Consider the following 26,147-nt stretch of genomic DNA (forward strand, 5'->3'; position numbering starts at 1 on the left):
GGGGGGGGGGGGGCCCGCCCCCCCCGGCGCGGTTCCGGCCGGAAGCGGAGCGCGCGGACCGCGGCCGGGCCGGGCCGGGCGGGTGCCCGCGCGGCCCTGGCGGGGAGCGCTTCCGCCGGGGGTGCCGTCAGGCGGGGGCGGCGGTGGTCGTGCCCAGCAGGAAGGCGGTGAGGACGCGGTGCAGGCGGGGTTCGACCTCGACGACGGCGTGGGCCAGGCGGGGGTCGGAGGTGTAGAGCTCGCGCACGCGGGGGCCGGGGCTGGCGATCTGCCACAGGGCGCCGGCCATGCCGGTGGCGGTGGCCAGGGTGTCGAGCACCTGGGCCTCGTCCAGGCCGAGCAGGCGGGTCAACTCCCTTCCGATCTGCGTGACTTCGTGCAGGGTGAGGAGCTTGAAGGCGCGCACCGCCTCCAGTGAGACGTTCCGTTCCAGGTTGAGCGGGGCCTGGGCGAGCAGGTCGCAGAACGCCGGGCGGGCGGACAGCGTCGCGGCGAAGGCCCCGGCGACCTCGGCGGGGGTGGCGGAGCTCCGGGCCGTCAGGTCGGCGCGCAGGGCCGCGGACCACTCCCGCCAGCCCTCGGCGGTGAGTTCGAGGAAGATCTGCTCCCTGGTCTCGAAGTAGCGCAGCAGCGCGGACTTGTGCATGCCGACCTCGGCGGCGATGTCGGTCAGGGAGACGTCGCGGATGCCGCGGTCCCGGCCGAGGGCCCGGGCCGCGTCCAGGATCGCGGTCTCGCGGACCTGCTTGGCCTCGGTGCTGCGGGCCCGTCGGAAGGCTGGCTGGCTCATGGACCCATCATAGGAAGAGGTAAGAGAACGACGTTGCGTTATTAAGAGAACAGTGTTGTACTAAGTGCATGAGCGAAGACGCACGCAACACCCGACAGGTCTGGTTCGTCACCGGTTCGTCCCGCGGCATCGGCCGCGCCCTGGTCACCGCCGCCCTCGACGCGGGCGACCTGGTGGTCGCCACCGCCCGCCGCCCCGAAGCCCTCCGCGCCGAACTCGCGCCGCACGGCGACCGGGTGCTCGTCCTGCCCCTGGACGTCACCAGCCCCGACCAGGCGCGCGCGGCCGTCGACGCCGCGCTCGCCCGCTTCGGACGCATCGACGTGCTGGTGAACAACGCCGGGTACGCCAACGTGGCGCCGGTGGAGAGCGCCGACGACCGGGATTTCCGCGCCCAGTTCGAGACCAACTTCTGGGGCGTCTACCACGTCACCAAGGCCGCGCTGCCCGCGCTGCGCCGCCAGGGGGCGGGCACCGTCGTCCAGTTCTCCTCGATCGGCGGCCGGGTCGGCGGCTCGCCGGGCATCGCCTCCTACCAGGCGGCCAAGTTCGCCGTCGACGGCTTCACCCGGTCGCTGGCGGCGGAGACCGCGCCGTTCGGCATCCGGTTCACGGTCGTCGAGCCGAGCGGCTTCGCCACCGACTGGGCGGGCGACTCGATGACCGTCCACCCTGTGCCCGAGGCGTACGAGCAGACCGTCGGCGCGATGAACCGCCGGGTCCGCCAAGGGGTTTCCGGCGCGGCCGGGGATCCGGCGCGGGCCGCGGAGATCATCGTGCGCGCCGTGCGCCGCGGCGACGCGCCGGGGCACCTGCTGCTCGGGGCCAACGCGGTGGGGATGGCGCTCGACTACTCCCGCCGGCAGTTGGAGGAGGCCGGGGCCTGGGAGCGGGTGAGCCGCTCGGCCGACTTCGCCGAGCCCTACCCCGTCGAGCTGCCGGCCCGGGCGTCCTGAGGGGCCGGGCCGGGGCGGGGCGGTGCCGGTCGGGGAGGGGGTGGGGTGCGGGGTGAAGCGGGAGGTAAGGGCAAATATAGGGTTCGGGGAATGAAAAGGGTGAAACGGGGACCGCGGTTCTACCTGGCGCTGGGTGCGGCGGTGCTGGCGGTCGCGGGGCTGGTCACGGTGCTGGTCGTGCGGAGCTTCGCGATGGTGACGGTCGGGCCGGCGGAGGCGCGGAAGCGGGCGGCGGCGGACGCGGCGCCGGGGCGGGTGGACTGCGCGCGGGTGAAGTGCATCGCGTTGACCTTCGACGGCGTCCCGGGCGAGCGGACGGGGGCGGTGATGGACCTGCTGGCGCAGTACCGGGCGGTGGGGACGTTCTTCCTGGAGGGGCGGGACGTGGCGGCGAACGCCGAGGTGGTGCGGCGGATCGCGCGGGAGGGGCACGAGATCGGCGACCACACCTGGAACCACCCCCGGCTGACCGAGATCGGGGACGACCGGGTGCGGGAGGAGCTCGACCGGACGGCGGACGCGATCGAGGAGGTCACCGGGCGGCGGCCCACCCTGATGCGGCCGCCGGAGGGGCGGACCGACGACCGGGTCTCGCGGATCTCGCGCGAGCTCGGCATGGCCCAGGTGCTGTGGACGGTGACCGCGAAGGACTACGCGACCGACGACAGCGGGCTGATCGCGCAGCGGGTCCTGGACGGGGCCGCGCGGGACGGGATCGTCCTGCTGCACCCGCTGCACGCGGGCACGGTGCCCGCCCTGCCCGCCGTCCTGGAGTCGCTGGCCGGACAGGGCTACACCTTCGTCACGGTGGGGGAGTTGCTCGCCCCCGGGACCGCGGAGCCCGGCGTCATCTACAAGTGAGCGGAAATCGGCGCCGGGGGTGACCGGGTTCTTGACCGGACCTTTGACAGGAACCCCCGGCGCTGACATGCTGTCCGGCGGATTGGTGTGGGAGCGCTCCCACTCGATCTTCCGAAACGGACGGCCGCGGGAGGGAAACGGCGTGTCGGCGCCAGGAACCGGACCCGTTCCGCGGATTTCCGGGGTGCCGCGACCGGCTCGGGCCGGAGCGGCGGGATAGCGCGAACTCCCGTGCGGGCGTGGTGGGATCGCGCCTGGAGCAGCTCGGGAGTACCTCGGGAGCACCGTGCCGGGGGCACCCGGACATTGCCGGGCGAAAGGCGGGCGGTACGGGCGCCCGGGTTTTCCGTGCCGGAATCGCGGGTCGATTCGTGCGGACCGATTCGTGCGGGTCGATTCGTGCGGACCGATTGGCGCGGCCGGGTTCGTTCGGGCGGGTTCGCGCGGGCGGACGGGAAAAGCCCCGGACCGCACTCCGGTCCCGGTGGAATGCGCGGACGAATTGCACCGTGCGCGGTGCACGGTGAACGACGAAAGGTGCTGACCGGGATGACTCCCGACCGCGGCCGCTCGTGCGGCCACTCCCACCTGCCGGTGGGCCTCCAGTACGGCGATGGGGGCGAGGCCGAGACCGTCGGCCGGCTCGCCCCCGGGCGTGACCGCACCGCCGGGTCCGCCCGCCCCGGCGCCCTCCCGGTCGCCCGGCAGGCCGGCGCATGAGCCCCCGCCCGCCCGGTGGCGGCCCGGCGGACGCCGGGACGGCGCGGTCCGGGAAGGCGGCGCGGTGAGCGGCGCGGTGGGCGGGCGCCGGGAAGGCGGTGCGGCGGGCGGGCCCGCCACGGTGGTCGGCGGCGGCGTCAGCGGGCTCACCACCGCCCTGGAACTCCAGGAGCGCGGCCGCCCGGTCACCCTGGTCACCCCCGAACCGCCGCACCACACCACCTCGGTGCTGGCCGCCGCGATCTGGCACCCGCTGCTCCGCCGCCCCGACCCGGTCTACCTGCGGCGCGCCACCACCGCCCTGCACCGGCTCACCGCACTGTCCCGGCGGCCCGCGGAGAGCGGCGTACGGATCCGCACGCTCACCGAGTTCTCCGCGACCTCCAGCGAAGTACCGTGGTGGGTGAGGGAAATGAGCGGGGACAACCTCGCCCGTCCGGCCCCCTGCCCGCCCGGGTACGCCGCCGCCTGGACGCTCCCCGTCCCGGCCGTCGACGCCGACCGCTACCTCGCCCACCTGGCCGAGCGCTTCGCCGCCCGCGGCGGCCGGATCGAGCACCGGCTGGTCACCGACCTGGCCGCGGAGGCCGGCCGCACCGGCGCGGTGGTCAACTGCACCGGCTACGGCAGCGCCGCGCTGGCCGGCGACCGCAGCCTGTCACTGGTCCGCGGGGTACTGCTGCGCTGCGCCAAACCCGAAGGACTGCAAGGCTGTTGGATCGACGGCAGCGACCCCAGGCGCCCCACGTACGTGATCGAGCGCGAGCACGACGCGGTGCTCGGCGGCACCGCCGACCCCGGCCTGGTGGCCACCACCGTCCCCGAGGAGACGGTCGCCGACGTGCTGGAGCGCTGCGCCCGGCTGGTGCCCGCCGCCGCGGGCGCCCGGGTGCTGGAAGTCCGGGTGGGTTTCCGGCCCACCCGGGGTACGGTCCGGGTCGAACGGGACCCGTACATTCCCGGCCTGGTCCACAACTACGGGCACGGCGCCGCCGGTTACACCCTCTCCTGGGGGTGCGCCGCCGACGCGGCCGACCTCCTCGACAAGCCCCACTAGCGGAAGCGAGGCGACAGCGCCCGTGGCTCCACCACTCCTGACCGCCGCCCGCCCGGCGGCCACCGCCCCGCCGTGGCAGCCGGAGGTCTACTCCCACCCGCACCACGCCTTCCGGTGCGAACTGCTGCGCCCCCACCCCGCCTTCGAGGACTGGCTGGCCGGCGGCTTCCTCTGCCTGTACGCGCACGAGGACCCCGCCCTCCCGTTCGGCTTCGACCTCGACTTCGACACCGGCGACGGCCGGGGCGCCGGACCGCTGGAGCTGGAGGAGCACCCGCGGGAGGCCGTCGCCACCCTGCCCCGGGCGGCCGCCCTCCTGGCCGGGGCCACCGGCGCGGGCCACGCGGTGCTGGTGCACGCCGAGAAGTCCCACGTGCCCGGCACCGACGAGTACGGCCGGGCCCGCGCGGTCGGGCAGGTGATGTACGTCCGCGGGCCCGCCCCCGGCACGCTGCGGGCGCACAGCACGGACGCCGCGGGCCACTACGCGCGCGCCGAGACCACGCCCGCCGAGGCCGCGCTCGCCTGCGTCGAGGTCGGCGAGGCCGGCGAGGCCGGCGAGGGGACCGGGCGGCCGCGCCCCGTCCTGCTGCTGCGCGCCCGGCCGGACGACGGCGCGCACCGCTTCACCCCGGCCGCCCTGCACCTCGCGCTCACCCGTGCGCTCGACGGCCGACTCGTGGGCCGGGTCGGCGAGTTCGGCGGGCCCCGGGAGGGAAGGGCCTCCCGGATCACCGTCGGACCGGCTGCCTCGCGCACCCTGTACGCGCGGGCCGTCCGGATGCTGCGCGGTGAACTGCCGCTCGACGCAAGGCCGTTCCGGGTCCTGCTGGAACACCGGCGGCGCCTGGTCGCCGCCCTGGAACTGCTGGCCGCCCGGGCCGCCACCGGTACCGGGCGGGCCGCCGCCTTCGCGCCCTCGGCCGACGCGCTCCGACGCGCCGCCGAACTGCGGGACCGGACGGCGGAGTTGAGCTCCTGGACGACCGTGGAGGAGGCGGCGCGGCCGGACGCCGACAGCTGGCTGGAGCGGGCCCGGGCGGTACTCGAACGCGAACGCCTGCTGCACCACCTGCTGTGCCGGGAGACCGCGCCCAACCGCCGGGTCACCGTCCCCGTCGCCGCTCCGGCCTCCGTCACCGCCCTGGCCTCCGTCACCGCCCTGGCCTCCGTCGCCGCCCCGGCCCCCGTCACCGAGCCCGACGCGGGCCCACGCCCGGCCCGGAAGCCGGGACCGAGCCCGGCCCGGGAGTCGGACCCGTCCACCGCCGGACCGGGAGGAGCGGGCGATGGCGACCACTGACAGCGGCAGCGACCCCGGCACCGTCCTCCCGGCCACCACCACCGCCGATGCCGCCGCCGGCCCGGTGGTCTCCCGCCGGCGGGCGGTCGCCGCGCTGCTCGCGCTCTCCTTCGCGGCCTTCTGCTTCGTCACCACCGAGGTGCTGCCGACCGGCCTGCTCACCATCATCTCCGCCGACCTGGGCCGCTCCCGGTCCCAGGTCGGCCTGCTGGTCACCGGCTACGCCCTGGTCGTCCTGCTGGCCTCGCTGCCGCTGGCCCGCGCCACCCGCGAGGTCCCGCGCCGGCTGCTGCTCAGCGGGACGCTCGGGCTGCTGGCGCTGGCCACCCTGGTCACCGCGCTCGCCCAGGACTTCTGGGTCCTGCTGGCGTCCCGGCTGCTGACCGGCCTCACCCAGGCGATGTTCTGGGCGGTGGTGGCCTCCACCGCGACCGGCCTGTTCCCGCCCGAGGTGCGCGGCCGGATGGTGACCCGGCTGTCCATCGGCAACGGCCTCGCCCCCGTGCTCGGCGTGCCGGTCGGCACCTGGCTGGCCCAGCAGACCCACTGGCGGGTCACCTTCGCCGTGATGAGCGGCCTGAGCGTCGCCACCTGCGCCGCCGTCGCCCTGCTGCTGCCCGGCACCGCCCCCGGGGAGGGCACGGCCGCCCGCGGCACCGCGCCCGACCGCCGCCGGATGACCGTCCTGCTGGTCACCACCGGCCTGGCCGTCACCGGTGCGATGGGCACCTTCACCTACCTCACCTCGCTGCTGCTGGACTTCAGCGGCTTCGGCAACGGCTCGCTCGGCCCGCTGCTGTCGGTCTCCGGCGTCTTCGGCGTGCTCGGCACCCTGCTGCTCGGCCGCTACCTGGACCGCTACCCCCGGCCGGCCCTGATCGCGCCGCTGGGCCTGCTCACGGCCGCCATGCTGGGCCTGTTCGCGCTCGGCGGCACCCGGCCGGCGGCGCTGGGGATGCTCGCGCTGCTCGGCCTGTCCTTCAACGCGCTCGCCGCCGCCATCCAGCACCGGGCCCTGCAGGTGGCGCCCGGCAGCACCGACATGGCCTCGGCCGCGATGAGCGCGGTGTTCAACCTCGGCATCGCCGCCGGGTCGCTGCTGGGTGCGGGCCTGGTGGCCACCGCCGGCGTCCGGGCGGTGCCGCTGGTCGGCAGCCTGCTCGCCGCCGCCGCGCTGCTGGTGATGCTCACCCAGGGGTGAGCCGGCGGTCTCCCCGGCCTCCCGGGAGGCCGGGGAGACCGTGGGTCACAGGTTCACCGCTCGGCCGCCGAGGGTGACGGCCAGGTGCCCGTCGGCGGCGAAGGACCAGGCCAGGGCGCCGCTGTAGGGGGCGCAGCGGGAGCCGTTGGTGCCGGTCCAGAACTGGTTGGTGGAGTCGGCGTCGCCGATGGTCTTGTCGTTGGAGCCGCTGACCGCGAACCGGCAGGAGGTGTTGTTGCGGAACACCGAACTGCCGCCGTCCCAGGAGTAGTTGCGTTCGGCGTTGTCGATGCTCAGGTTGCCGGTGACGGCCATCGTGCCCGGGTTGCTGTTCCAGGTGAAGCCGTGGTGGCCGTTGTGGTAGGCGATGCTGCGGCGGACGGTGTGGTTGACCGCGATGTCGTCGCCGCCGAGCTTGTAGCCGTTGCGGTCGCCGTTGGCGTTGACGGTGCCGTCGGAGAGCGTCCCGTTGCCGTAGGAGAGCGAGTCCTCGACGGTGACGGGGCCGATCGGGCCGGTGTCGGTCTTGGTGTAGAGGTCCCAGCCGTCGTCGATGTTGTTGTGCGAGACGGCGTAGCGGAAGACGTTGCCGGGGCCGACGGTGAGCTTGGCGGCGAAGCCGTCCGCGTCCTCGCCGTCGGAGTCGGCGTTGTCGTGCGACTCGGCGCTGAGGACCAGGTTGTCCGAGGGCCACTGGGCGGCGGGGGTGCTGGAGGAGATCCGGCCGAGCTGCAGGCCGGAGTCGCGGTTGTACCGGGTGACGGTCCGTTCGACGACGTTGTGGCTGCCGCCGACGTAGATGCCGTTGTCGCCGGCGCGCTGCACGGTGAGCCCGTACACGTGCCAGTAGTCGGCGTTGAGGACCAGTCCGCGGTTGGCCGGGTCCTCGGTCATCGCGGAGAAGTCCAGCACCGGGGTCTCGCCCGGGTAGGCGGACAGCGTGGTGCGGGCGGCGGCGGTGCCGTTGCTGCCCGCCGGGACGGTGACGGTCTTGCCGTACGCGTAGGTGCCGCCGCGCAGGTAGATGGTGCCACCGGGGGTGATCCGGGCGATCGCGGAGGTGAGCGTGGTGGGGGCGGACTGGGTGCCCGCGGCGCCGTCGGTGCCGTTCGGGGCGACGTAGAGGGCGTTCGCGGTGGGCGGGGGCGTGCTGCTGGTGGAGGTGGTGACCTCGGCGTCCAGGTAGTCCAGGTTGGGCAGTCCGGCGGCGGTGGTGGGGGTGAGCCGGATCGTGTTGCTGCCCGAACGGACCGGCACGGTCACGGACTTGGTGGTCCAGCCGGTCCAGCTGCCGGTGCCCTCGAAGGAGAGCGTGCCGGTGCCGGTGCCGTTGACGGCCAGGTCGGCGGGCCGGGCGGTGGTGGTGCCGTTGGCGAACCGGAACGCCAGCGTCGCGGTGCCCGCGGCGGTGGCGTTCACCGTGAACTGGGCGTACGCGCCGGTGGCGTTGGTGCCGTTGCAGAAGCCGGAGCCGGAGAAGCCGGTCCAGTCGGAGTCGGTGGTGCCGGTGCAGACCGCGGGGGAGGACTCGGCCTCGTACCGGGTGGCCGCGGCGTTGGCCGGGCCGGTGGACAGCACGGCCACGGTGCCGGCCAGCAGGGCCGCGGACGCGAGGGCTGCTCTCTTGCGCATGCGTTCGTCTCCAGGGGTGGGTCACGGATGTGAACGTGGAGCGGGTGCGGCGCCGCTCCACGGACAGTAGGAGCCCGCCCTGGACGCGTCAATGAACTTGTACGTGACCGTAGTTCAAGGATGTGAACAGCAGGGTTTCCGGCAGGTGGGGGCCCGGGCGGGCCCGAAAACTTTCCGGCGCCCGGCCGCGGAACTTTCACGGACGGGCGGCGCCCGCGGCACCGGCTCCGAGCCCCGGGCCCAGGGGCGGAACGGGTCGGTGAACTCGACCACCTCCGGCGCGGGTTCGGCGACCGGGCGGCCGGGCGCGCCCGCGGCGGGGCCGTCCTGCTCGGCGTCGGGTCCGGCCGGCGCGGTATCGGGTCAGGCCGGGGCGGCGTCGCGGCCGGTCACGCCGGCTCCGCGGCCGGACGGGGCGCCGGGCGCCGGGAGCGGTGCACCAGGGCGGCCACGGTGGTGGCGGCCAGCAGGGCGCCGGCCCGCTCCTCGACCTCGCGCCAGACGTCGGGCAGCGCGTCGGCCGGGCCGGGGTAGGCGAGCGCGGCCAGCGGTTCGCCGCGCAGCGTGATCAGTTCGCCGTCCACGGCGCGCACCACGTCGAGCAGCGTGATCTCCGCGGCCGGGCGGCCCAGCCGGTAGCCGCCCTCGCAGCCGCGCCGGCTGCGGACCAGCCCGGCCCGGCGCAGGTCGCCGACGACGGACTTCAGGAACCGGAACGGGATCTCCTGGGAGGAGGCGATGGCCTCGCAGGTGAGCGGACGCCCCGGGTCGCAGGCCAGCTCGACCAGCGCGCGGGCGGCGTAGTCCGCCTTCGCGGAAATATGCATGGTCCGAAGTATCCACCGGGTCGGGGGATCATCAAGTCCCTTGCCGGGCAGCCGGTTTGGGGCTCCGGACCGAAAGGACACCTCTTGACATCCTTTTCGGGCCGCGCTTAGCGTTCCGTGCGTCCCACCGTCGTCCAGCACCCCGGGAGACCCCGTGTCCACCGACCCGCACCAGCCCGCTCCGGCGACCGACGGGAGCCTGCGGACCTGCGCGGGGGAGGGCTTCCACCCGCACCTGACCGCGCCGGACGCCGACCCGGACGCCGCCGTCCCGCTCCGGGCCCGCCTGCACCACGTCCGGGCCGGGGAACTCGACGGCGACACCGCGCAGAGCGGCGGGATGCGCAGGTTCGCGGCGATCAGCGGACGCACCGTCGGCTCGGAGAAGCTCTGGATGGGCGAGACCCGCGTCGCCCCCGCCACCGCCTCCTCCGACCACCACCACGGCGAGTCGGAGACCGCGATCCACGTGGTCAGCGGCCACCCCGAGTTCGTCTTCCTGGACCACTCCTCCGGCGAGCCGGTCGAGGTCCGGCTGCGCACCGGGCCGGGCGACTACGTCTTCGTGCCGCCCTACGTCCCGCACCGCGAGGAGAACCCCGATCCCGCGCACGAGGCCGTGGTGGTGATCGCCCGCAGCACCCAGGAGGCGATCGTGGTCAACCTGCCGAGCCTGCACACCGAATCCTGAGCGGACCGGGGCCGGGGCCGGGAGGCGCCGGCCCCGGCGGGGTGCGAACGGCAGGGCGACCGGCGGCCCGGTGTTCGTTTTCCGGGGCGGTCACGGACCCGATGATTGGTCATATTCGGTCATGATGTGACCAATAGGAAAAGTTTGGTCCGGGGCGAACCGGCCGCCACCTTACCTTGGTCCGCGGCGTGGCCTGACGACCCGTCAGGTCAGCTGTCGATCCCGAGGTGGAGAAACAGTGCTGAGAAGCCCGCGTCCGCCCTTGCCGATCCGTCGCTCCCACCCCCGCCGCGCCACCCTGGCCGCGTCGCTCGCCACCGCCCTGCTGCTGCTCGGCCTCGGCGGCACCGCCCCCGCCAGCGGCCAGGCCGCCACCACCGCCACCAGCACCGACGCCGGCTCCGGCTCCACGCTGGTCAAGAGCGTGCGCAACGCCACCCACCCCGGTGCCGCCACCGCCCAGCACGGCGACACCCTCGACTGGACGGTGAAGTACCAGAACAACGCCGCCGACGACACCCCCGCCCCGGCCCAGGTCACCGACCCGATCGGCGGCGCCGGCGGCTACGTGCCCGGCTCGCTGAAGGTGCCGCCCGGCTGGACCCCGTCCTGGTCGACCGACGGCAGCACCTTCGGACCCACCGACACCGGCGCGGCCACCGTCGCCGTCCGGGCCGAGAACCCGGTCGCCCGCTCCGGCGGCACCGAGATCTCCCCGCTGCTGCTCGCCCCCGTCCAGCCCACCGCGCAGGCCACCGGCGGCGACGGCTACACCCCCGTGCTGTACCGCACCCCCACCGGCGAGGTGCAGGCCTGGAGCATCTACCACCACGCCTCGCCCGCCGCCGCCAAGGCGGTGTGCAGCAGCCTCACCACCGGCCAGCCCTGTACCGGCGGCCCCTGGCCGCGCCCGCTGAACACCACCGCCGGACCCCTCGGCACCGGCAACACCGGCGACCTCGGCAGCCCGCTGACCACCAAGTACGTGATCGACCCCCAGCAGTCCAACCTGCTCTACTACCCCGCCAACACCGCCACCGGCGTCGGCATCGGCTGCCTCGACCTGGCCGCCCACGCCAACTGCGGCTACACCGCGCTCGCCGCCAACGGCACCTCCCCCAGCAGCGCCAACAACCTCACCGGCCTGGCGAAGGTCGGCGACAACCTGTACGCCGTCGCCAACACCGGCCAGGTGCTGTGCATGACCCTGCCCGGCCGCACCCCCTGCGCCGGACAGCCCTACGCCCCGATCGTCGCCGCCAACCACGACCTGCCCGGCAACCCCGGCGCCCTCTACCAGGGCGGCCTGACCGCCGTCGGCGACAAGGTGTTCACCTCCTCCGCCCCGCAGGGCAGCGGCTCCACCGCCCCCGGAGCGCCCGCCGTCGGCTGCTTCGACACCAGCACCAACACCACCTGCGCCGGCTGGAGCACCCCGCACACCGCCGGACCCAGCTCCGCCTACTACACCTACGACGCCTTCACCGCCTACGACACCGCCGGCCACCCCAACGGCGTCTGCACCAGCACCGTCGGCGGCGCCAACGTCCTCACCACCTGCTACGCCGTCGACGGCTCGCCGCTGACCGCACCCGGCATCCTCGCCACCCTCAACGGCGCTACCCTCACCTTCGACCCGGAGACCGTCAGCACCGACACCACCACCCGCAGCTACTTCCCGGCCTGGGGCGGCAGCGGCGGCAGCGGCGTCACCCTCTGCTACGACTGGCGGACCGCCGCCCCCTGCGCCGGCTTCCCGCTGCCCGCCACCCACCCCACCGCCAACGGCGGCACCACCCGCGACTACGGCTACAGCTACGACAGCACCACCCGCTGCCTGATCGGCCTCGGCGACGCCGGCGTGCTGTTCTCGATGGACCCGGCCACCGCCGCCAGCCCCTGCCAGCACAGCGGCGCCACCGTCACCCTCAAGCCCACCGACTTCTACTGCGACGGCAGCACCGGCCACGTCCAGTCCTACACCCGGGCCCGGCTGACCGGCCTCGACCTCACGCACGTCGACCTCGGCGCCTCCCGGGTCCTGGTCACCGACCCCGACGGCACCCCCGTCGCCACCCCGGGCCTCGCCGCCGACGGCACCGTCGACCTCAGCGGCGTCGACCCCGCCGCCCACCCCGCGCTCACCGTCACCGCGCAACTCGTCCTCACCAGCACCGGTGACTTCACCGCGAACAACCACCCGATGCTGGTCGTCGAGTACAAGGGCGACGCCCCGCAGATCTGCTTCCGCACCACCGTGGCCGCCGACTGCGCCACCACCACCGTCAGCAACACCGCCACCGGCACCGACGCCACCGGCACGTTCACCTCCAACACCGTCACCGCCCCGGTCGCGCCCGGCGCCGGCTGCCAGCCCAAGGTCAGCGTCCAGAAGGAGATCTGCGGCTCCCTCAACCCGCACGACTGCGCCCCCGGCGGACCGGGCCCCTGGGCCAAGAACAGCCCCGTCGGCCTGCTCGGCCTGCTGGGCACCGCCCACTGGCGGATCACCGTCAGCAACGCGGGCCCGGTCGACGCCGCCGCGGTCACCGTCAACGACCCGTCCACGCCCGCCTGCCGGACCGCCGCCGGGACGTTCGCCCTGGCCGCCGGGGCCAGCCGCCAGGTCTACTGCGACTCGCTGCTGCTGGCGCTGCCGGTGAAGAACACCGCCTCCGCCAGTTTCGTCGCCGCCAACTCGCCCGCGGGCACCGCCCCGACCACCACCGCGGCCTCCTCGGCGGTCGCCTGCTCGCTGCTGTGCATCCTGGCGGTGCCGGAGTAGGAACCCAACCCCCTTACCGCACAGATAAGTTGACCGGCCGCCGGGGCACTTCCGCCCCGGCGGCCGGTCGCCCGCCGCGCCGTTCTGCTGAAAGCAGAGCGGCGCGGACTTTCCTTCCGCCGCCCGGTGCCTAGGCTGGGAGGATGAGCACCCACGCCTCACCCGCCCCGGCCCGTGTCCTCCCGCTGCGCCCCCGGCCCGAGGTGCCGGCGGCCCCGGCGCCCAGGGAACCCCTGCTGCGCGACGTGGTGGGCGACGTGCTGCGGCGCGAACGGCTCGCCCAGCGGCGGACGCTGAAGGACGTCGCGGAGGCCGCCCGGATCTCGGTGCCGTACCTGTCGGAGCTGGAGCGCGGCCGCAAGGAAGCCTCCTCCGAGGTGCTCGCGGCCGCCGCCCGGGCGCTCGGCCTGGGCCTGGGCGACGTGCTCTCGCTGGTGCAGCGGGAACTCGTCGCGCTGCACACCGCGACCGCCCCGCACGGCCGGGCGGCGTCCGCGGGCCGGTACGGCGGGCTCTGCCTGGCGGCCTGAGCGGCAGCCCGTCCCCGTACCGGCCCTGCGCTCAACCCGCGGCGGGGAGACGGCTGTTCAGCACCCGGTCGGCGAGGCCGTACGCCACCGCCTCCTCGGCGCTGAACACCTTCTCCCGGTCCATGTCGGCGCGCAGGGTCGCCACCGGGTGGCCGGTGTGCCGGGACAGCACCTCCTCCACCTGCGCACGGATCCGCAGCACCTCCTTGGCGGCCAGGCTCAGGTCGGAGACCGTCCCGCGCCGCCCGCCGCTGGCGGGCTGGCCGAGCAGCACCCGGGAGTGCCGCAGCACCGAACGCCGCCCCGGGTCGCCGCCCGCCAGCAGCACGGCGGCGGTGGAGGCGGCCTGCCCGACGCAGTAGGTGGCGATCGGGCAGCGCACGAAGGTCATCGCGTCGTAGATCGCCATCAGCGAGGTGAACGACCCGCCCGGCGAGTTGAGGTACACCGCGATCTCCTCGTCCGGGCTCGCGGACTCCAGGTGCAGCAGCTGGGCGATCACCACGTTGGCGACGCCGTCGTCGATCTCGGTGCCGAGGAAGACGATCCGCTCGTTCAGCAGCCGGCTGAACACGTCGTACGAGCGCTCGCCCTGCGCGGTCCGCTCGATCACGTAGGGAATCGGGTAGGAGGCCATGTCACAGCCCCGCCCGTCGACGGGACGCGGTCGCGCCGACTTCGGCCAGCGACTCCAGCACCCGGTCCACCATCCCGTACTCGCGGGCCTGCTCGGCCGTGAACCAGCGGTCCCGGTCGCCGTCCCGGGCGATGGTCTCCCGGCTCTGCCCGGTGTGCTCGGCGGTGATCCGCTCGATGGCCAGCTTGGTGTACTCCAGGTTCTCCGCCTGGATCTCGATGTCCGACGCGGTGCCGCCGATGCCCGCCGACGGCTGGTGCATCATGATCCGCGCGTTCGGCAGCGCGAAACGCTTGCCCGCCGCGCCCACCGTCAGCAGGAACTGCCCCATGCTGGCGGCGAACCCCATCGCCAGGGTCGACACGTCGTTCGGGATCAGCCGCATGGTGTCGTAGATCGCCAGCCCCGCCGTGACCGAGCCGCCCGGGCTGTTGATGTACAGGCTGATGTCGGTGCGCGGGTCCTCCGCCGAGAGCAGCAGCAGCTGCGCGCACACCCGGTTCGCCGACACGTCGTCGACCTGGGTGCCGAGCAGCACGATCCGGCGGGCCAGCAGCAGCGCCGCCAGGTGGTCGTCGAACGGGCTGGGCGGGGTGTCACCGTCCTCCGCCCGCGGGCGAAGCCGGTGGGGGAAGGTACTGGACAGTGGGGTCATCAGGTCTCCCGGTGCTGACGGAGGGTCGGTGACTCCACTGTCGGCGACCGGCGGCCCCGGGCGAAGGCTTCTCTGCCCGCCGCAGATTCGCTGCGGGCAGAGGGCCGGCGGACGGCGGGCCGCTCACCCCCGCGCGGACGGTTCCGCGGCCGGAACGGTGAACGCGACGCGGGGCGGCAGCCGTTCAGGTCCACGGGACGGTGACGGCGGGGGAGGGCGGTGACGGTGGTGGCGGTGGTGGGCGGTGCCGGGGCTGGCATCCTGGAGCGCATGGACGGGGAACAGGAGATCCGGGCGCTGATCGGCTCGTGGCTGGCGGCCGAGGACGCCGCGGCCCCACCGCCGCGGGAAGGGGCGCCCGGGCCCGGAGCGGACGGCGGCGCCCTCCCGGTGCGGGACTCCGGCGCCCGGGAGGTGGCGGCGGCGGCCCGCCGGCTGGCACTGCGCGGCCTGGCGGAGGAGCGGTCGGCGGCCCGACCGGACGGGTACGGGGGGCCGGACGGGCCGCCGGAGGTGTCGGACGCGCTGCACCGGATCGCCCGGGGGCTGGTGGTCGACGAGCACCCGTCGGCGTGGCGCTGGACGCGGGCGGAGCGGAACGAGGTGGCGCACTGGGTCGCGCTGCTGATGCGCCGCTTCGGCGAGGACGGGGTGCAGGAGCTGATCGCCGAATTCCCGGCCCGCTGACGGCGGTCTGGCCCACGGGCACGGGCGCGGGCGCGGACGGGTTCGCGGGCACGGACGGGTTCGCGGGCGCGGGCGTCGGCGTCGGCGCGGGGGACGGTTCCGGTGGTGCGGACAGGATCTCGTCGACCGCCGACTGCAGGACGCGGCCCGGGCGGACCCCCAGCCCCTCGGCCAGCCGCCGACGGGTGCGGTGGTAGGCGGCGAGGGCGTCCGCCAGGCGGCCCGAGCGGTGCAGGCAGCGGACCAGCAGGGCGGCGACCGGCTCGTACAGCGGGTCCTCGGCGCCCGCCCGGTCGAGCGCGGAGACCGCCTCCGGGCCGCGGCCCAGCCGCAGCAGGCGCTCCGCCCAGCACTCCAGGGCCCGCATGCCCTGCCGGTCCAGGCCGGCGGCGAGGACGCGCCGCAGCTCCGTCTCCGGCAGGTCGGCCAGCGCGGAGGTCCCGCGCCACAGCCCCAGGGCCTCGCGCAGCAGCGCGACCGCGGCGGCGTCCCCCTCCGGCCCGGGGTCCCCGTCCGGGCCGGTGAGCTCGGCGGCGCAGGCGGCGAGCCGCTCGAAGCGCAGCGCGTCGACCAGGTCGGCCGGTCCGTCCAGCCGGTAGCCCGGCGCCCGGGTCTGCAGGGTGAACGGGGTGCCCGCGAGCAGCTTGCGCAGGGCCGCGACGTGCCCCTGGAGCGCGGCCCGGGCCTGGGCGGGGGCCGCGTCGCCCCAGAGCAGTTCGAACAGCCGGGCCACCGGGACGACCCGCCCCAGTTCGAGCGCCAGCAGCGCCAGCACACCCGACCGCTTGGGCCCGCCGGGCGCCACCGAGCGACCGTCGGCGGTCGACAGCTCGACCGGTCCCAGCAGTCGAATGAACACGGATCCCCCCAGGTGGATGCGGGTTGGCGAAGCGTTCCGTCCCGATTCGGGCGGCAGTCTGCCACATGCGGCTGTCCGTTTTCCGAGCCGACGGATCGCAGTTTTGTACGGTTTTCCGATCGTTTGTGGCGCGCCCGGACCCGCCCGCCCCGCCCGTCGGCCACCCGGCCGGGAACCTGGTGGCCCGGCGTTCAAGCAGCGGTCGGCCCGCGTTCGCTGACCTGACGTCAGAAGTTCGCCGTCCGAGCCGGGTCACGAGGCCCCCGCCCGTCCCCACGGTGCACACCCGGACGCCGTCGGACGCCGCCGGACGGCGTCGGACGCCGCCGGACGGCGACCTGCGGACCGCGACCGACGACGGCGCCTTCGCCAACGCCAGCAGCATGGACGCCGGTCAGGTCGGCAGCTTCCTGACCCGCTGGGCGCCCGCCGGCGACCGGTGAGGCTCCGGCTCCGGCCCCGGGCCGTGCTGGGGGCCGCCACGGCCTCGGCCCTCCTGCTCGGCGGCTGCGGAACGGACCGCCCCGCCCGACCCACCGCGCAGGCCACGGCCAACGGGGTCACCGTCACGGTCACGCTGGTCCAGGCGTCCGGCGTCCGACGGCCGACGGTCGGCGGCCCGGGACGGACCGGCCGGTCGGCGGGCCCGGCCGGGGCGGTCGCCGGGTGCTGTCCGGGGCCGCCGCCGACCGGGGACCGGCCGCCCGACTCCCGTCAGGTGTCGGTCGGTTCGGCCAGCACGGCGACTCCCGGGGTGAGGTGGAAGCGCTCGGGGCGGTCGGCCGTCCGGCGGTCGGCCGGGGCGATCCGGGCCCGGCGGTCGAGCCAGGACCGGAGCCGGGTGAGCGCGGCGCGGTCGCGCGCGGCCGGGTCGGCGGCCCCGGCGTCCGCGGCCTCCCGCAGCAGGACCCGGGCGGGCCGCCCGGCGTCCCCGTCCTCGGGCGCCTCGGCGGGCAGGACGTCCAGCACGGTGAAGGACGTGCCCGGGGCGAAGGTCACCTGCGGTTCCTCCGGCCCGCTGCCGGCGAAGGCCGCGGTGCGCCGGCCGGTGGCCGACCAGATCACGAACTCGACGGGTGCGTGAGGGAGTTCGGCCAGGGTCGCGGACAGTCCGGTGACCGGGGCCGGTTCGACCAGCTCCCGGCCGACCCGGTACTCGGCGAGCAGCGCCACCGGGTCCGTCCCCGGCGGCGCCCCGAGCAGCACCGCGCCGTGATGACTCGGCAGCCGCCGCAGCCCCGACCCCAGGCAGCGCAGGAACGGCCCCAGCCCCGGGTCGCCGGAACGGGCCGCCGCGACCAACTCCCCCCGCCCCACCGGCACTCCGGCATCGCCGTGGTGCAGCAGCACGGCGGCCAGATCGGGCTTGATGTCGTCCTTCGGGCTCGACCGCAGCCCCGGCAGCCGGGTGGACACCTGCTCCACCCGGCCCGCGCACCGGTGGTAGTGCTCACCGAGCAGCGCCCGGACGGCCTCGCGGTCCGCCCCGCTGCTGGCGCCGGTCGCGGTACGGGGGTGGTCCTCCGGACGGAAGCGGCGGTAGCGCGGGGTGTCGGCGGGGGGAGGAGGGCTCCCGGGTCCGGCGTCGGCGTCGGCGTCCGGTGCGGGTGCGGGTGCGGGTGCGGGGTCCGGTGCGGCGCCGGGGTCGGGGCCGGGGTCGGGGTCGGGGACAGGTGGTGACGGCTCGTCAGCGGCCTCGGGTGGTCCGCCGCTGGTGGCCGTCCGGACGGGCGGGGGCGGCGGGGGCGGCGTCTCCTGCTCCGGGAGGGCGGGCTCGGCGGTACCGGCGGTGGCCGCCCGCGCGGGCGCGGGCGCGGGTGCGAGTGCGGGTGCGGGCGGTGCTTCGTGCGGCGGGAGGGCGAGTGCGGGGGCGCTGCTGGTGACCGTCCGGACCGGTGGCGGCAGCGGTGCGGGTGGTGCGGGCCGGGCGGCTACGGCGGCCGCCTCGGGCTCATCGGGCTCGGTGGGCGCCACGGGCTCGGTGGGCGCCACGGGTTCGGCGACGGCGGCGCTGGTGCCGTACGAGACGGGCGCGGGGGCGGGCGGGGCGGTGGCGGGGTGTTCGGGGCCGAGCCAGTCCAGGTCGTGCAGGCGGGCGACGAAGCGGGCGACCGGGACGGTGGACGGGTCGAGCAGGCCGTGGACGAGCAGGCCGAAGCCCTCGGTGCCCGCGGTGGGCAGCCGTTCCAGCAGGTTGCCGAGTTCCTCGAAGACGTCGGCGGCCACCGGGCGGTCCCGTTCCCCGACGATCAGCAGCGGTCGGGCCGCCTCGGGGCGGCGGAAGCGCGGCGTGAGGACGTGCGGCGGCTCCGGGCGCAGCCACAGCCCGGCCGGGACGGCCTCCAGCGCCCAGTACGGGAACGCCTCGAAGACGGCCGGTCCGTCGGTGCGCCAGTCGGCGGGGCCCTTGCGCCACGCCCAGGGGGCGGTCGGTTGGCCGGGGGCGGCCGCCAGGCGCAGCAGGTAGGGCTCCCAGCGGGCCCGCCCCTGCCCGTCCAGGACCCGGGAGGTCGGTCCGTCCGGCCCGAGCACCGGCAGGCCGATCGCGGCGTGCACCGGGCGGGCCAGGCGGGCGGCGAGCGTCCCGGCCAGGGCGGCGAGTTCGTCCGGCGCGGCCCACGGTGCGCTGACCAGCGGCCGGGTGCCGTCCAGCGGCAGGGCGGCCACGGCCTCGGCGAAGTCCTCCGGCAGCAGGACCGGGCAGGCGGGGGTGCCGACCAGGACGACGGTGGTTCCCGGTGGGGCGGCGGTCAGGGCCAGTCCGGGCAGCGGGGCGGCGGGCGGGGCGGCGGTGTGGGTCAGCCAGTACCCGGCGGGCAGTCGGCGCACCTCCACCGCGGCGGGCGGCCGGGCGGGTGGTCGGGGCGCGACGGGGGGCCGGGGAGCCGGGGCGAGTTCGGCGGCCGGGGCGAGGACGGTCTCCCGCCGGGCCCGGCGGGCCCGGCGCGGGGCGGCCCCGGGGGCGCAGTACCACCAGGAGGCCGGCGCCGGGGAGCCCTCCGGTGCGACGACGTCCAACTCGCCGTCCGGGGAGATCTCCACCACCCCGTCCGGGGCGATCACCGGCACCTCCGCCCGGTCCGCGACCACCTCCGCCGGGCGGCGCCCGTTCGGGGCCAGGGCGGCCAGTCCGGAGGCGGCGAGCACCAGGGTCGACGCCCCGCGCGAGCGGGCCAGCACTCCCAGGTCGGCCATCCGGTCGCGCAGCACCGCCGCCGAGTCGGGGGCGGCCGCGACGACGATCAGGCTCCCCGGCAGTTCCCGCAACGTCCCCACCGCCGCGGCCAGTTCGTCGTCCCCGGCCCGGTTCGGGGCGATCACGAAGTGCGGCCCCACCGCCCGCAGTCCGGAGGGCGCGCGGGCGGGGGCGGGGACCGGAAGGGGAGCGGGTTCGGGGGCGCGGGCGGTCCGGCCGAAACGGGAGAGGCTCATCGTCGGGATATACGGTCGGGCCGGGCCGCCCGGTTCAACGGGCCCGCGCGGTTCCGGGCGGGCGTCCCCGCCGGGTGCCCGGGGTCAGCCCGGCGGACGTGGACGCCCACCCGCTCGGCCGAGCACCCCGTCCGGCTCGGGCTCGGGCTCCGGCTCGGGTTCGGGTTCGGGTTCGGGCAGGTACGGGGTCTGGAGCTGGACGGTGCGGCGGCGGGTGATGTGCAGGGCGCGGCCGGGAGGGAGCTGGCGGGGCTTGGTGCTGCCGAAGAGGACGCCCTCGCCGGGCGGGCAGGAGAGCAGGGTGACGGGGGTGTTGACGTCCTGGAGGCGGCGCAGCAGGGGGTCGTTGTAGGCGCGGCCGATGCCGTTGGCGGAGCGGGCGACGATCAGGTGCAGGCCGAGTTCGGCGCCCTGGGCGAGGTGGTCGAGGAGCGGCGCGAAGGGGTGCTGGGCGCCGGGCTGGGTCGGGACGAGGTCGTAGTCGTCGACCAGGACGAAGAGTTCGGGCCCGGTCCACCAGTCGCGCAGGCGCAGCCGGGCGGGGGTGATCTCCTCGCCGGGGAGGCGGGCGGTCATCGCGCGGGAGGCGCCGGTGACGACCTGCTTGAGGACGTCGAGGGCGACGGCGTAGCCGAGGCGGTAGGGCTCGGGGACGCTCTCGTAGAGGCCGCGGCGGAAGTCGACGAGCATGATCCGGGCTTCGGCGGGGGTGTAGGCGGTGGTGACCGCGGTGACCAGGTGGCGCAGCAGGTTGGTCTTGCCGCTCTCGCTGTCGCCGACCACGAGCAGGTGCGGGGACTCCTCGAAGTCGTGCCAGAGCGGGGCGATGGCGCTGCCCTCCAGGCCGAGCGGGACGCGCAGCCGGCCCTCGGGGGCGGGGAGGTCGGCGGCGTCGAGGAGGGCCGGGAGCATCCGGACCTGCGGGGCGCGGGGGCCGGTCCAGTGCTCGTCGACGGCGTCGATCAGGTCGGCGACGCCCTCGGTGAGGGTGTCGCCGTCGCCGAGGCCGTCGATCCGGGGGAGGGCGGTGAGGAAGTGCAGGCGGTCGGCGGTGAGGCCGCGGCCGGGGACGCGCGGGACGGTCTGGGCGGCGCGCATGTTGACGGCGGAGTCGATCGGGTCGCCGAGGCGCAGCTCGAAGCGGGTGCCGAGCTGGTCGCGCAGGCCGCTGGGGACGTCGTTCCAGCGGGCGGCCGCGATCACCAGGTGGACGCCGTAGTTGAGGCCCCGGCCGGCGATCAGGGCGAGCGCGGGCAGCAGGTCGGTGAACTCCTCGCGGACGGTGTTCCAGCCGTCGATGACCAGGAAGACGTCGCCGTGGCGCTCCTCGGCCAGCGCGGGGTCCCCGGCGGCGCGGCGGCGCCGGAAGGCGGCGGCGGAGTCGAGGTCCCGCTGGGCGAAGAGCAGTTCGCGGTGGGCGATGACGGCGGTGACCTCGGCGACGGTGCGCTGGACGCGTTCGGGTTCGTGGCGTCCGGCGACGCCGCCGACGTGCGGGAGGCCGCGCAGGCCGGTGAGCGTGCCGCCGCCGAAGTCCAGGCAGTAGAACTGGACCTCGCGCGGGCTGTGGGTGAGCGCCAGGCCGGCCACCAGGGTGCGCAGCAGGGTGCTCTTGCCGCTCTGCGGGCCGCCCGCGACGCCGACGTGGCCGCCCGCCGCGGCGAGGTCGGCGGTGAGCAGTTCGCGCTGCTGCTGGAAGGGGCGGTCCACCACGCCGACCGGGACGGTGAGGGTGCCGGTGGCCGGGCGCCCGTCGGGGGCCAGGCCGTGCGCGGGGGTCGGGGCCAGCGGCGGCAGCAGCTCGTCCAGGGTGGGCGGGGTCTCCAGCGGGGGCAGCCAGACCCGGTGGGCGGGCGGACCGGCGTCCCGGAGCCGGTCGGCGGCGAGCTCCAGCAGGGTGGTGGACGGCTCGTCGGACGCCTCGGGGGCGGCCGGTTCGGCCTCGGGGGCGGGCCGGCGCGGGGCGACGTGGTCGGTGCCGTACGGGACGATCTGGCCGGCCGCCGCGGCCTGCCGGGCGGCGCCGCGCCGGCGGCGGTAGGGGCCGGAGACGTAGGCGGCCTTGAACCTGGTCAGGGTGGTGGTGTCGCTGCGCAGGATGCCGTTGCCGGGCTGCGAGGGCAGCTGGTAGGCGTCCGGGACGCCGAGCACGCCCCGGCTCTCCATCGCGGAGAAGGTGCGCAGGCCGATCCGGTACGACAGGTGGGACTCCAGGGCGTGCATCCGGCCCTCGTCCAGGCGCTGCGAGGCGAGCAGCAGGTGCACGCCCAGCGAGCGGCCGAGGCGGCCGATCATGATGAACAGGTCCATGAAGTCCCGGTGCGCGGACAGCAGTTCGCTGAACTCGTCGACCACGACGAACAGCGTGGGCAGCGGGTCCAGCGGGGTGCCGGCGGCCCGGGCGTCCTCGTAGTCCAGCAGCGAGCTGTAGTTGCCCGCCGCCCGCAGCAGTTCCTGGCGGCGGTTCAGCTCGCCGTGCAGGGCGTCGCGCATCCGGTCCACCAGGGCGGCCTCGTCCGCCAGGTTGGTGATCACCGCGGAGGTGTGCGGCAGGTCGTCCAGGCCGAGGAAGGTCGCGCCGCCCTTGAAGTCGACCAGCACGAAGTTCAGCGTCTCGGACGAGTGGGTCAGCGCCAGCGCCAGCACCAGGGTCCGCAGCAGCTCGGACTTGCCGGAGCCGGTCGCGCCGATCAGCATGCCGTGCGGGCCCATGCCGCCCTGGGCGGACTCCTTCAGGTCCAGCTCCACCGGGGTGCCGTCGGCGCCGACGCCGATCGGCACCCGCAGCCGCCCGCCCGGCGGCCGGGCCGCCCAGCGGGCCGCCACGTCGTGCCGGTACAGGTCGTTGACGTTCAGCAGCGCGGTCAGGTCGAAGTCGGTGCTGAGCGGCTCGGCGGCGTCCAGCGAGTCGCCCAGCCGGTGCGGGGCCAGCGCGGTGGCGAACCGGACGGCGGCCGGGCCGGACAGCGCGTCGGGGCGGCCCAGCTGGGTGCGCTCGTCCTGCCGGTTGCGGTCGGCCGTCACCAACTCGATCCGCCCGTCGGCCAGTTGCAGCCGCAGCCGGTGCGGGACGTGCTGCCACTCCAGCGCCCCCGCCAGGTCGACCAGCACCGCGTTTCGGTACCCGGTCAGCGCGGCCCGGCTGCCCGCGGGCAGTGCCACGCCGTCCAGCACGATCACCGTGAACGGCTCGTCGCGGCCCGGCTGGGTGTCCGGCTCGTACGGCGGACGGTCGGTGAACTCCGGGCCGAGCAGCTGCTCCAGCTCCGGCAGCGAGTCCGCGACCAGCCGCACCGGGCCCGCCCCGTCGGTGTCCACCGGGTGCAGGGCGTGCGGCAGCCACTTCAGCCACGACCACTCGGTGCGCAGGCCGGGCGCCACCGCGGCGGCGATCCGCAACTCGTCCGGGGCGTGGAAGAACGCCAGCTGCGCCAGCATCGCCCGCACCAACTCCCTTGGTGCGGAGTCCTGTTCACCGTCCGGCGCGGAACGCACCAGCACCTGCGCGTAGCCCCGCACGTGCACCGCGATCGGCTGGTCGGCGATCGACCCGTACGCGTGGATGAACCGGCGCAGCGCGTGCGCGCACAGCGGCTCCAGGTCCTCCACCGGCTGGGTGGACAGCGGGGCCAGCCGCACCGCGAGGCGCTGCGCGCCGACCGCGATCCGCACGTCCCCGAAGTCCGGGTGGGCCGCCCGCCGCTCCCACAGCCGCGAGGAGCGCACCATCGAACCCAGTGCCCCCGGCGCCGGGTGCCGCCAGGCCAGCGCCTCCCGCTGCCGCACCACGTGCCGCCGGACCTGACGGCGCATCTGGGCCAGGTACCGCAGGTAGTCCCGGCGCTCCGCCCGCAACTGCCGCTTGCGGTCGCCCGCCCCCCGGACCAGCTGGGTGACCAGCATGCCGACCGCCGACAGCCCCATCATGCCCATCGCCACGTACGTCAGCGGCCCGTTCGCGGACTGCGGGTTCAGGAAGATCATCACCATCGAGAGCGAGCTGAGCGCCATCGGCGCCATCGCCACCACGTTGCCCATGCCGCTCTGCTGCTCCGGCAGCACCGGCGGCTCCTGCAACTGCAGCTCGCCGTCCGGCATCGCGGGCCCGGGACGCCGGGGCGGACGGTCGACCAGCACCACGCTCAACGGGAACCTCCTCCAGCAGGGGACGGAACCGGCCCCGCCCACCCAGGCGTACGGGCGGCGGACGGCCGGTGGTTCAGCCGGGCCCTCCGCTCGGAGTGCCGCCCGTCAGCCCCCGGGGCGCAGGCAGCCCCGCGCCGCCGCCCGGAAGGCGGCGACCAGGGGGCCGCGGTCCCCGGCCCGGGTGGCCAGCACGACCCGGCCCGGCTCGACGCCCAGCAGCGGGACGACGGCCAGGTCGGAGCGCAGTCCCCCGGCGTGCAGCGCGGCCGGGACGATGGCGACGGCCTGCCCGGCCGCGACGCACTCCACCTTGTCCTCGATGCTCTCGACCAGCGGGCCGTCGGGCGCGGGAACGCCGCCGGGACGCGGATCTAGCCGCCAGTAGGCGCTCCACTCGGCGTCGGCGAAACGCGGAACGGGCTCGTCGGCGATGTCGTCCAGCGTCACCGCCGCCCGGCCCGCCAACCGGTGGTCCACCGACACCAGGAGCACCCGGGGCTCCTCGTGCAGGACGGCCACCCGCAGGCCGTCCGCGCGCAGCGGCAGCCGGGTCACCACCGCGTCGACCCGGTGGTCGAGCAGGGCCCCGCGCGGCTCGTCCCACTCCAGGAACAGGGCCCGCGCCTCGGCCTCCGGGTGGCGGCGGCGCAGCTCGCGCAGGGCCGGGGTGACGATCAACCCGGCGGTGTAGCCGACCACGATCCGGCCGGGCCGGGCGGCGGCCAGCGCCGCCCCGCTGGCCCGGGACGCCGCGCGCAGCAGCGCCCTGGCCCGGGGCAGGAAGGCGGCCCCGGCCTCGGTGAGCCGGGTGCCCTGCCGGTCGCGGTCCAGCAGCCGGGCCCCGACCTGGGCCTCCAGCCGGCGCACCTGGCGGGTCAACGACGGCTGGGCGACGTGCAGTTCGGCGGCGGCGCGCCCGTAGTGCAGGTGCGCGGCCACGACGGTGAAGTACCGGACCAGCCGCAGGTCGAGGTCCTGACCGGGAGACGCGAGTTCGGACACGCCCCCCATGCTAGGCCGCGCCCGGGGCGGCCCGGCCCGGCCCCGGGCCGCCCTCCGCGCGGGACCCGTCCCCGGGCGCCGTGATGCCCGTCGTGCATCACGTGCTGCGGAACGGGTCTTGGACGGCGGCCGGTGCCCGCTCCTAGCGTGAGGGCACCGGCCCGCCGCGATCGGAGCGCGGGCCGGACCAGCCGAACGAGGAGCACCACCCGTGACCGCACACCGCGCCGCCGAGGCCGAGACCGTCGTCCGCCGCTTCTACCAGGCGCTCGCCACCGGGGAGACCGACCTGGTGGACGAGGCCCTGGCCCCCGACTGGGAGGCCGTCCCGGCCATGCGGACCGGCGGCGGCCCCGACGGCTGGAAGGCGGGCATCGCCCACCTGCGCGGCGTCTTCACCGACCTGGCCGTCACGATCGAGGGCGTCGTGGTGTCCGGCGACGGCGAACTGGTCGCCGTCCGCTCGCTCGCCCGTGCCGTCCACACCGGCGAACTGCTGGGCGTCCCCGGCACCGGCCGCACGGTCGAGTTCCGCGCCTCGGACGTCCACCGGCTGGTGGACGGCCGGATCGTCACCACCTGGCACCTGGAGGACTACTTCGGCCTCGCCACCCAGCTCGGCCTCACCTTCACCCGCTGACGCCCCCGCTCGGCCCGCCGCGCCCGCTCGGCCCGCCGCGCCCGCGGCCGGTGAACCGTCCGCCCGGTGCCGTCCGTACTAGTCCGACGGGAGAACGGACCCGGCGAGAGGGAAGCGGACAGCGATGAGCGGTGGCACGGCGGCGACCGGACTGGTCCGGCTGAGGTTCCGGGCACCCGAGGCCGCGTTCGAACTCGCCCTCCCCGGGGACGTCGTCCTCGCCGACCTGCTGCCCGCCGTCCTCGGCTGGGCCGGGCCCGGCGTCGAGGAGGCCGGCGGCGACCACTCCGGCTGGGTGCTGCAACGCGTCGGCGGGCCACCGCTCGACGAGGAGCGCACCCTCGACGGCCTCGGCCTGCGCGACGGCGAGGAACTCCACCTGCGACCCGGCCTCGCCCCGCTGCCCGAAGTGCACTTCGACGACCTGGTCGACGGCGTCCGCACCGGCACCCTCGCCCGCGGCGACTCCTGGCGGCCCGCCGCCACCCACCACCTCGCCCTCGCGCTCGCCCTCGCCGCCCTCGGCTGCGGACTGCTGCTGCTCGCCCTCCCCGGCCCCGCCGCCCCGCGCTGCGCCGCCGCCGTGCTCGCCGCCCTGCTGCTGCTGTCCGGCGGCTGGGCCGTCACCCGGCAGGTCGGCGACCCCGCGATCGGCACCGCGCACCCCCGCGCCGCGGCCGCCCACCCCCCGCCCCCCCCCCCCCCCGGATCCCGAACGATCACGACTGACAAAAAA

General features: G+C 76.0%; 21 protein-coding genes and 1 pseudogene. 13 read left to right on the top strand and 9 right to left on the bottom strand.

Annotated features, from left to right (window positions below):
- Positions 1 to 127: 127 nt before the first annotated feature.
- Positions 128 to 790: a TetR family transcriptional regulator gene (locus ACWEO5_RS29220; RefSeq protein WP_452165200.1), complete on the bottom strand. Its 663-nt coding sequence runs from the start codon at positions 788 to 790 to the stop codon at positions 128 to 130.
- Positions 791 to 858: 68 nt separating this feature from the next.
- Here ACWEO5_RS29220 and ACWEO5_RS29225 point away from each other — a divergent pair, with 68 nt between their 5' ends.
- From ACWEO5_RS29225 to ACWEO5_RS29250, 6 genes are all read left to right on the top strand, one after another.
- The gene (locus ACWEO5_RS29225) at positions 859 to 1,746 is read left to right on the top strand and encodes an SDR family NAD(P)-dependent oxidoreductase (RefSeq protein WP_452165201.1); all 888 of its coding nucleotides are present in this window, start codon (positions 859 to 861) and stop codon (positions 1,744 to 1,746) included.
- 90 nt (positions 1,747 to 1,836) lie between these two features.
- A complete protein-coding gene (locus ACWEO5_RS29230) occupies positions 1,837 to 2,607 on the top strand; it encodes a polysaccharide deacetylase family protein (protein WP_452165202.1) in 771 nt (256 codons plus the stop codon).
- A 549-nt stretch (positions 2,608 to 3,156) separates the two neighbouring features.
- Complete coding sequence (locus ACWEO5_RS29235) at positions 3,157 to 3,327, top strand: hypothetical protein (protein ID WP_452165203.1); 171 nt, start codon at positions 3,157 to 3,159, stop codon at positions 3,325 to 3,327.
- A gap of 64 nt (positions 3,328 to 3,391) precedes the next feature.
- Entirely contained in the window at positions 3,392 to 4,384 is a 993-nt protein-coding gene (locus ACWEO5_RS29240) for an FAD-dependent oxidoreductase (RefSeq protein ID WP_452165204.1), read from the top strand.
- Between the two features lie 22 nt (positions 4,385 to 4,406).
- Positions 4,407 to 5,687, top strand: a complete 1,281-nt coding sequence (locus ACWEO5_RS29245) for a hypothetical protein (protein WP_452165205.1) — start codon at positions 4,407 to 4,409, stop codon at positions 5,685 to 5,687.
- Positions 5,674 to 6,888, top strand: coding sequence for an MFS transporter (locus ACWEO5_RS29250; RefSeq protein WP_452165206.1), 1,215 nt, complete (start codon positions 5,674 to 5,676; stop codon positions 6,886 to 6,888). The genes ACWEO5_RS29245 and ACWEO5_RS29250 overlap by 14 nt, the downstream gene beginning before the upstream one ends.
- 45 nt (positions 6,889 to 6,933) lie before the next feature.
- Here the strand turns inward: ACWEO5_RS29250 and ACWEO5_RS29255 are convergent, their stop codons facing one another.
- Complete coding sequence (locus ACWEO5_RS29255) at positions 6,934 to 8,520, bottom strand: carbohydrate-binding protein (RefSeq protein WP_452165207.1); 1,587 nt, start codon at positions 8,518 to 8,520, stop codon at positions 6,934 to 6,936.
- 389 nt (positions 8,521 to 8,909) lie between these two features.
- A complete protein-coding gene (locus ACWEO5_RS29260; protein ID WP_452165208.1) occupies positions 8,910 to 9,347 on the bottom strand; it encodes an RrF2 family transcriptional regulator in 438 nt (145 codons plus the stop codon).
- Between the two features lie 154 nt (positions 9,348 to 9,501).
- Between ACWEO5_RS29260 and ACWEO5_RS29265 the strand changes: the two genes are divergently transcribed.
- The 3 genes from ACWEO5_RS29265 to ACWEO5_RS29275 all read left to right on the top strand — a co-directional run bounded on the left by ACWEO5_RS29265 (position 9,502) and on the right by ACWEO5_RS29275 (position 13,353).
- Positions 9,502 to 10,038: a cupin domain-containing protein gene (locus tag ACWEO5_RS29265; RefSeq protein WP_452165209.1), complete on the top strand. Its 537-nt coding sequence runs from the start codon at positions 9,502 to 9,504 to the stop codon at positions 10,036 to 10,038.
- A gap of 262 nt (positions 10,039 to 10,300) precedes the next feature.
- Complete coding sequence (locus tag ACWEO5_RS29270; protein ID WP_452165210.1) at positions 10,301 to 12,823, top strand: DUF7617 domain-containing protein; 2,523 nt, start codon at positions 10,301 to 10,303, stop codon at positions 12,821 to 12,823.
- Between the two features lie 143 nt (positions 12,824 to 12,966).
- On the top strand, positions 12,967 to 13,353 hold the full coding sequence (locus ACWEO5_RS29275; RefSeq protein WP_452165211.1) for a helix-turn-helix domain-containing protein: 387 nt from the start codon (positions 12,967 to 12,969) through the stop codon (positions 13,351 to 13,353).
- Between the two features lie 31 nt (positions 13,354 to 13,384).
- Here the strand turns inward: ACWEO5_RS29275 and ACWEO5_RS29280 are convergent, their stop codons facing one another.
- Together ACWEO5_RS29280 and ACWEO5_RS29285 are read right to left on the bottom strand one after the other, a co-directional pair.
- Positions 13,385 to 13,990, bottom strand: a complete 606-nt coding sequence (locus tag ACWEO5_RS29280) for a ClpP family protease (RefSeq protein ID WP_344552098.1) — start codon at positions 13,988 to 13,990, stop codon at positions 13,385 to 13,387.
- A gap of 1 nt (position 13,991) precedes the next feature.
- Complete coding sequence (locus ACWEO5_RS29285; protein ID WP_452165212.1) at positions 13,992 to 14,645, bottom strand: ClpP family protease; 654 nt, start codon at positions 14,643 to 14,645, stop codon at positions 13,992 to 13,994.
- A 270-nt stretch (positions 14,646 to 14,915) separates the two neighbouring features.
- On the opposite strand from ACWEO5_RS29285, the gene ACWEO5_RS29290 reads away from it, so the two are divergent.
- Positions 14,916 to 15,332 carry a hypothetical protein gene (locus tag ACWEO5_RS29290; RefSeq protein WP_452165219.1) on the top strand — a complete coding sequence of 139 codons (417 nt, stop codon included), beginning with the start codon at positions 14,916 to 14,918 and terminating at the stop codon, positions 15,330 to 15,332.
- A gap of 124 nt (positions 15,333 to 15,456) precedes the next feature.
- Here ACWEO5_RS29290 and ACWEO5_RS29295 read toward each other — a convergent pair.
- Positions 15,457 to 16,191: pseudogene (locus tag ACWEO5_RS29295) on the bottom strand (AfsR/SARP family transcriptional regulator); the annotation flags it as partial.
- Positions 16,192 to 16,469: 278 nt separating this feature from the next.
- On the opposite strand from ACWEO5_RS29295, the gene ACWEO5_RS29300 reads away from it, so the two are divergent.
- Complete coding sequence (locus ACWEO5_RS29300; RefSeq protein WP_452165213.1) at positions 16,470 to 16,634, top strand: hypothetical protein; 165 nt, start codon at positions 16,470 to 16,472, stop codon at positions 16,632 to 16,634.
- 271 nt (positions 16,635 to 16,905) lie between these two features.
- Here the strand turns inward: ACWEO5_RS29300 and ACWEO5_RS29305 are convergent, their stop codons facing one another.
- The 3 genes from ACWEO5_RS29305 to ACWEO5_RS29315 all read right to left on the bottom strand — a co-directional run bounded on the left by ACWEO5_RS29305 (position 16,906) and on the right by ACWEO5_RS29315 (position 24,780).
- Positions 16,906 to 19,623: a hypothetical protein gene (locus ACWEO5_RS29305; protein WP_452165214.1), complete on the bottom strand. Its 2,718-nt coding sequence runs from the start codon at positions 19,621 to 19,623 to the stop codon at positions 16,906 to 16,908.
- 84 nt (positions 19,624 to 19,707) lie between these two features.
- Entirely contained in the window at positions 19,708 to 23,721 is a 4,014-nt protein-coding gene (gene eccCa / locus ACWEO5_RS29310) for a type VII secretion protein EccCa (RefSeq protein WP_452165218.1), read from the bottom strand.
- 153 nt (positions 23,722 to 23,874) lie between these two features.
- Positions 23,875 to 24,780 carry a LysR family transcriptional regulator gene (locus ACWEO5_RS29315; RefSeq protein WP_452165215.1) on the bottom strand — a complete coding sequence of 302 codons (906 nt, stop codon included), beginning with the start codon at positions 24,778 to 24,780 and terminating at the stop codon, positions 23,875 to 23,877.
- 202 nt (positions 24,781 to 24,982) lie between these two features.
- On the opposite strand from ACWEO5_RS29315, the gene ACWEO5_RS29320 reads away from it, so the two are divergent.
- Together ACWEO5_RS29320 and ACWEO5_RS29325 are read left to right on the top strand one after the other, a co-directional pair.
- Entirely contained in the window at positions 24,983 to 25,411 is a 429-nt protein-coding gene (locus ACWEO5_RS29320) for an ester cyclase (protein ID WP_452165216.1), read from the top strand.
- 124 nt (positions 25,412 to 25,535) lie between these two features.
- The coding region (locus ACWEO5_RS29325; protein ID WP_452165217.1) for an EsaB/YukD family protein at positions 25,536 to 26,147 on the top strand (612 nt) is incomplete at its 3' end.

It is taken from the genome of Kitasatospora sp. NPDC004272, from assembly GCF_053603035.1.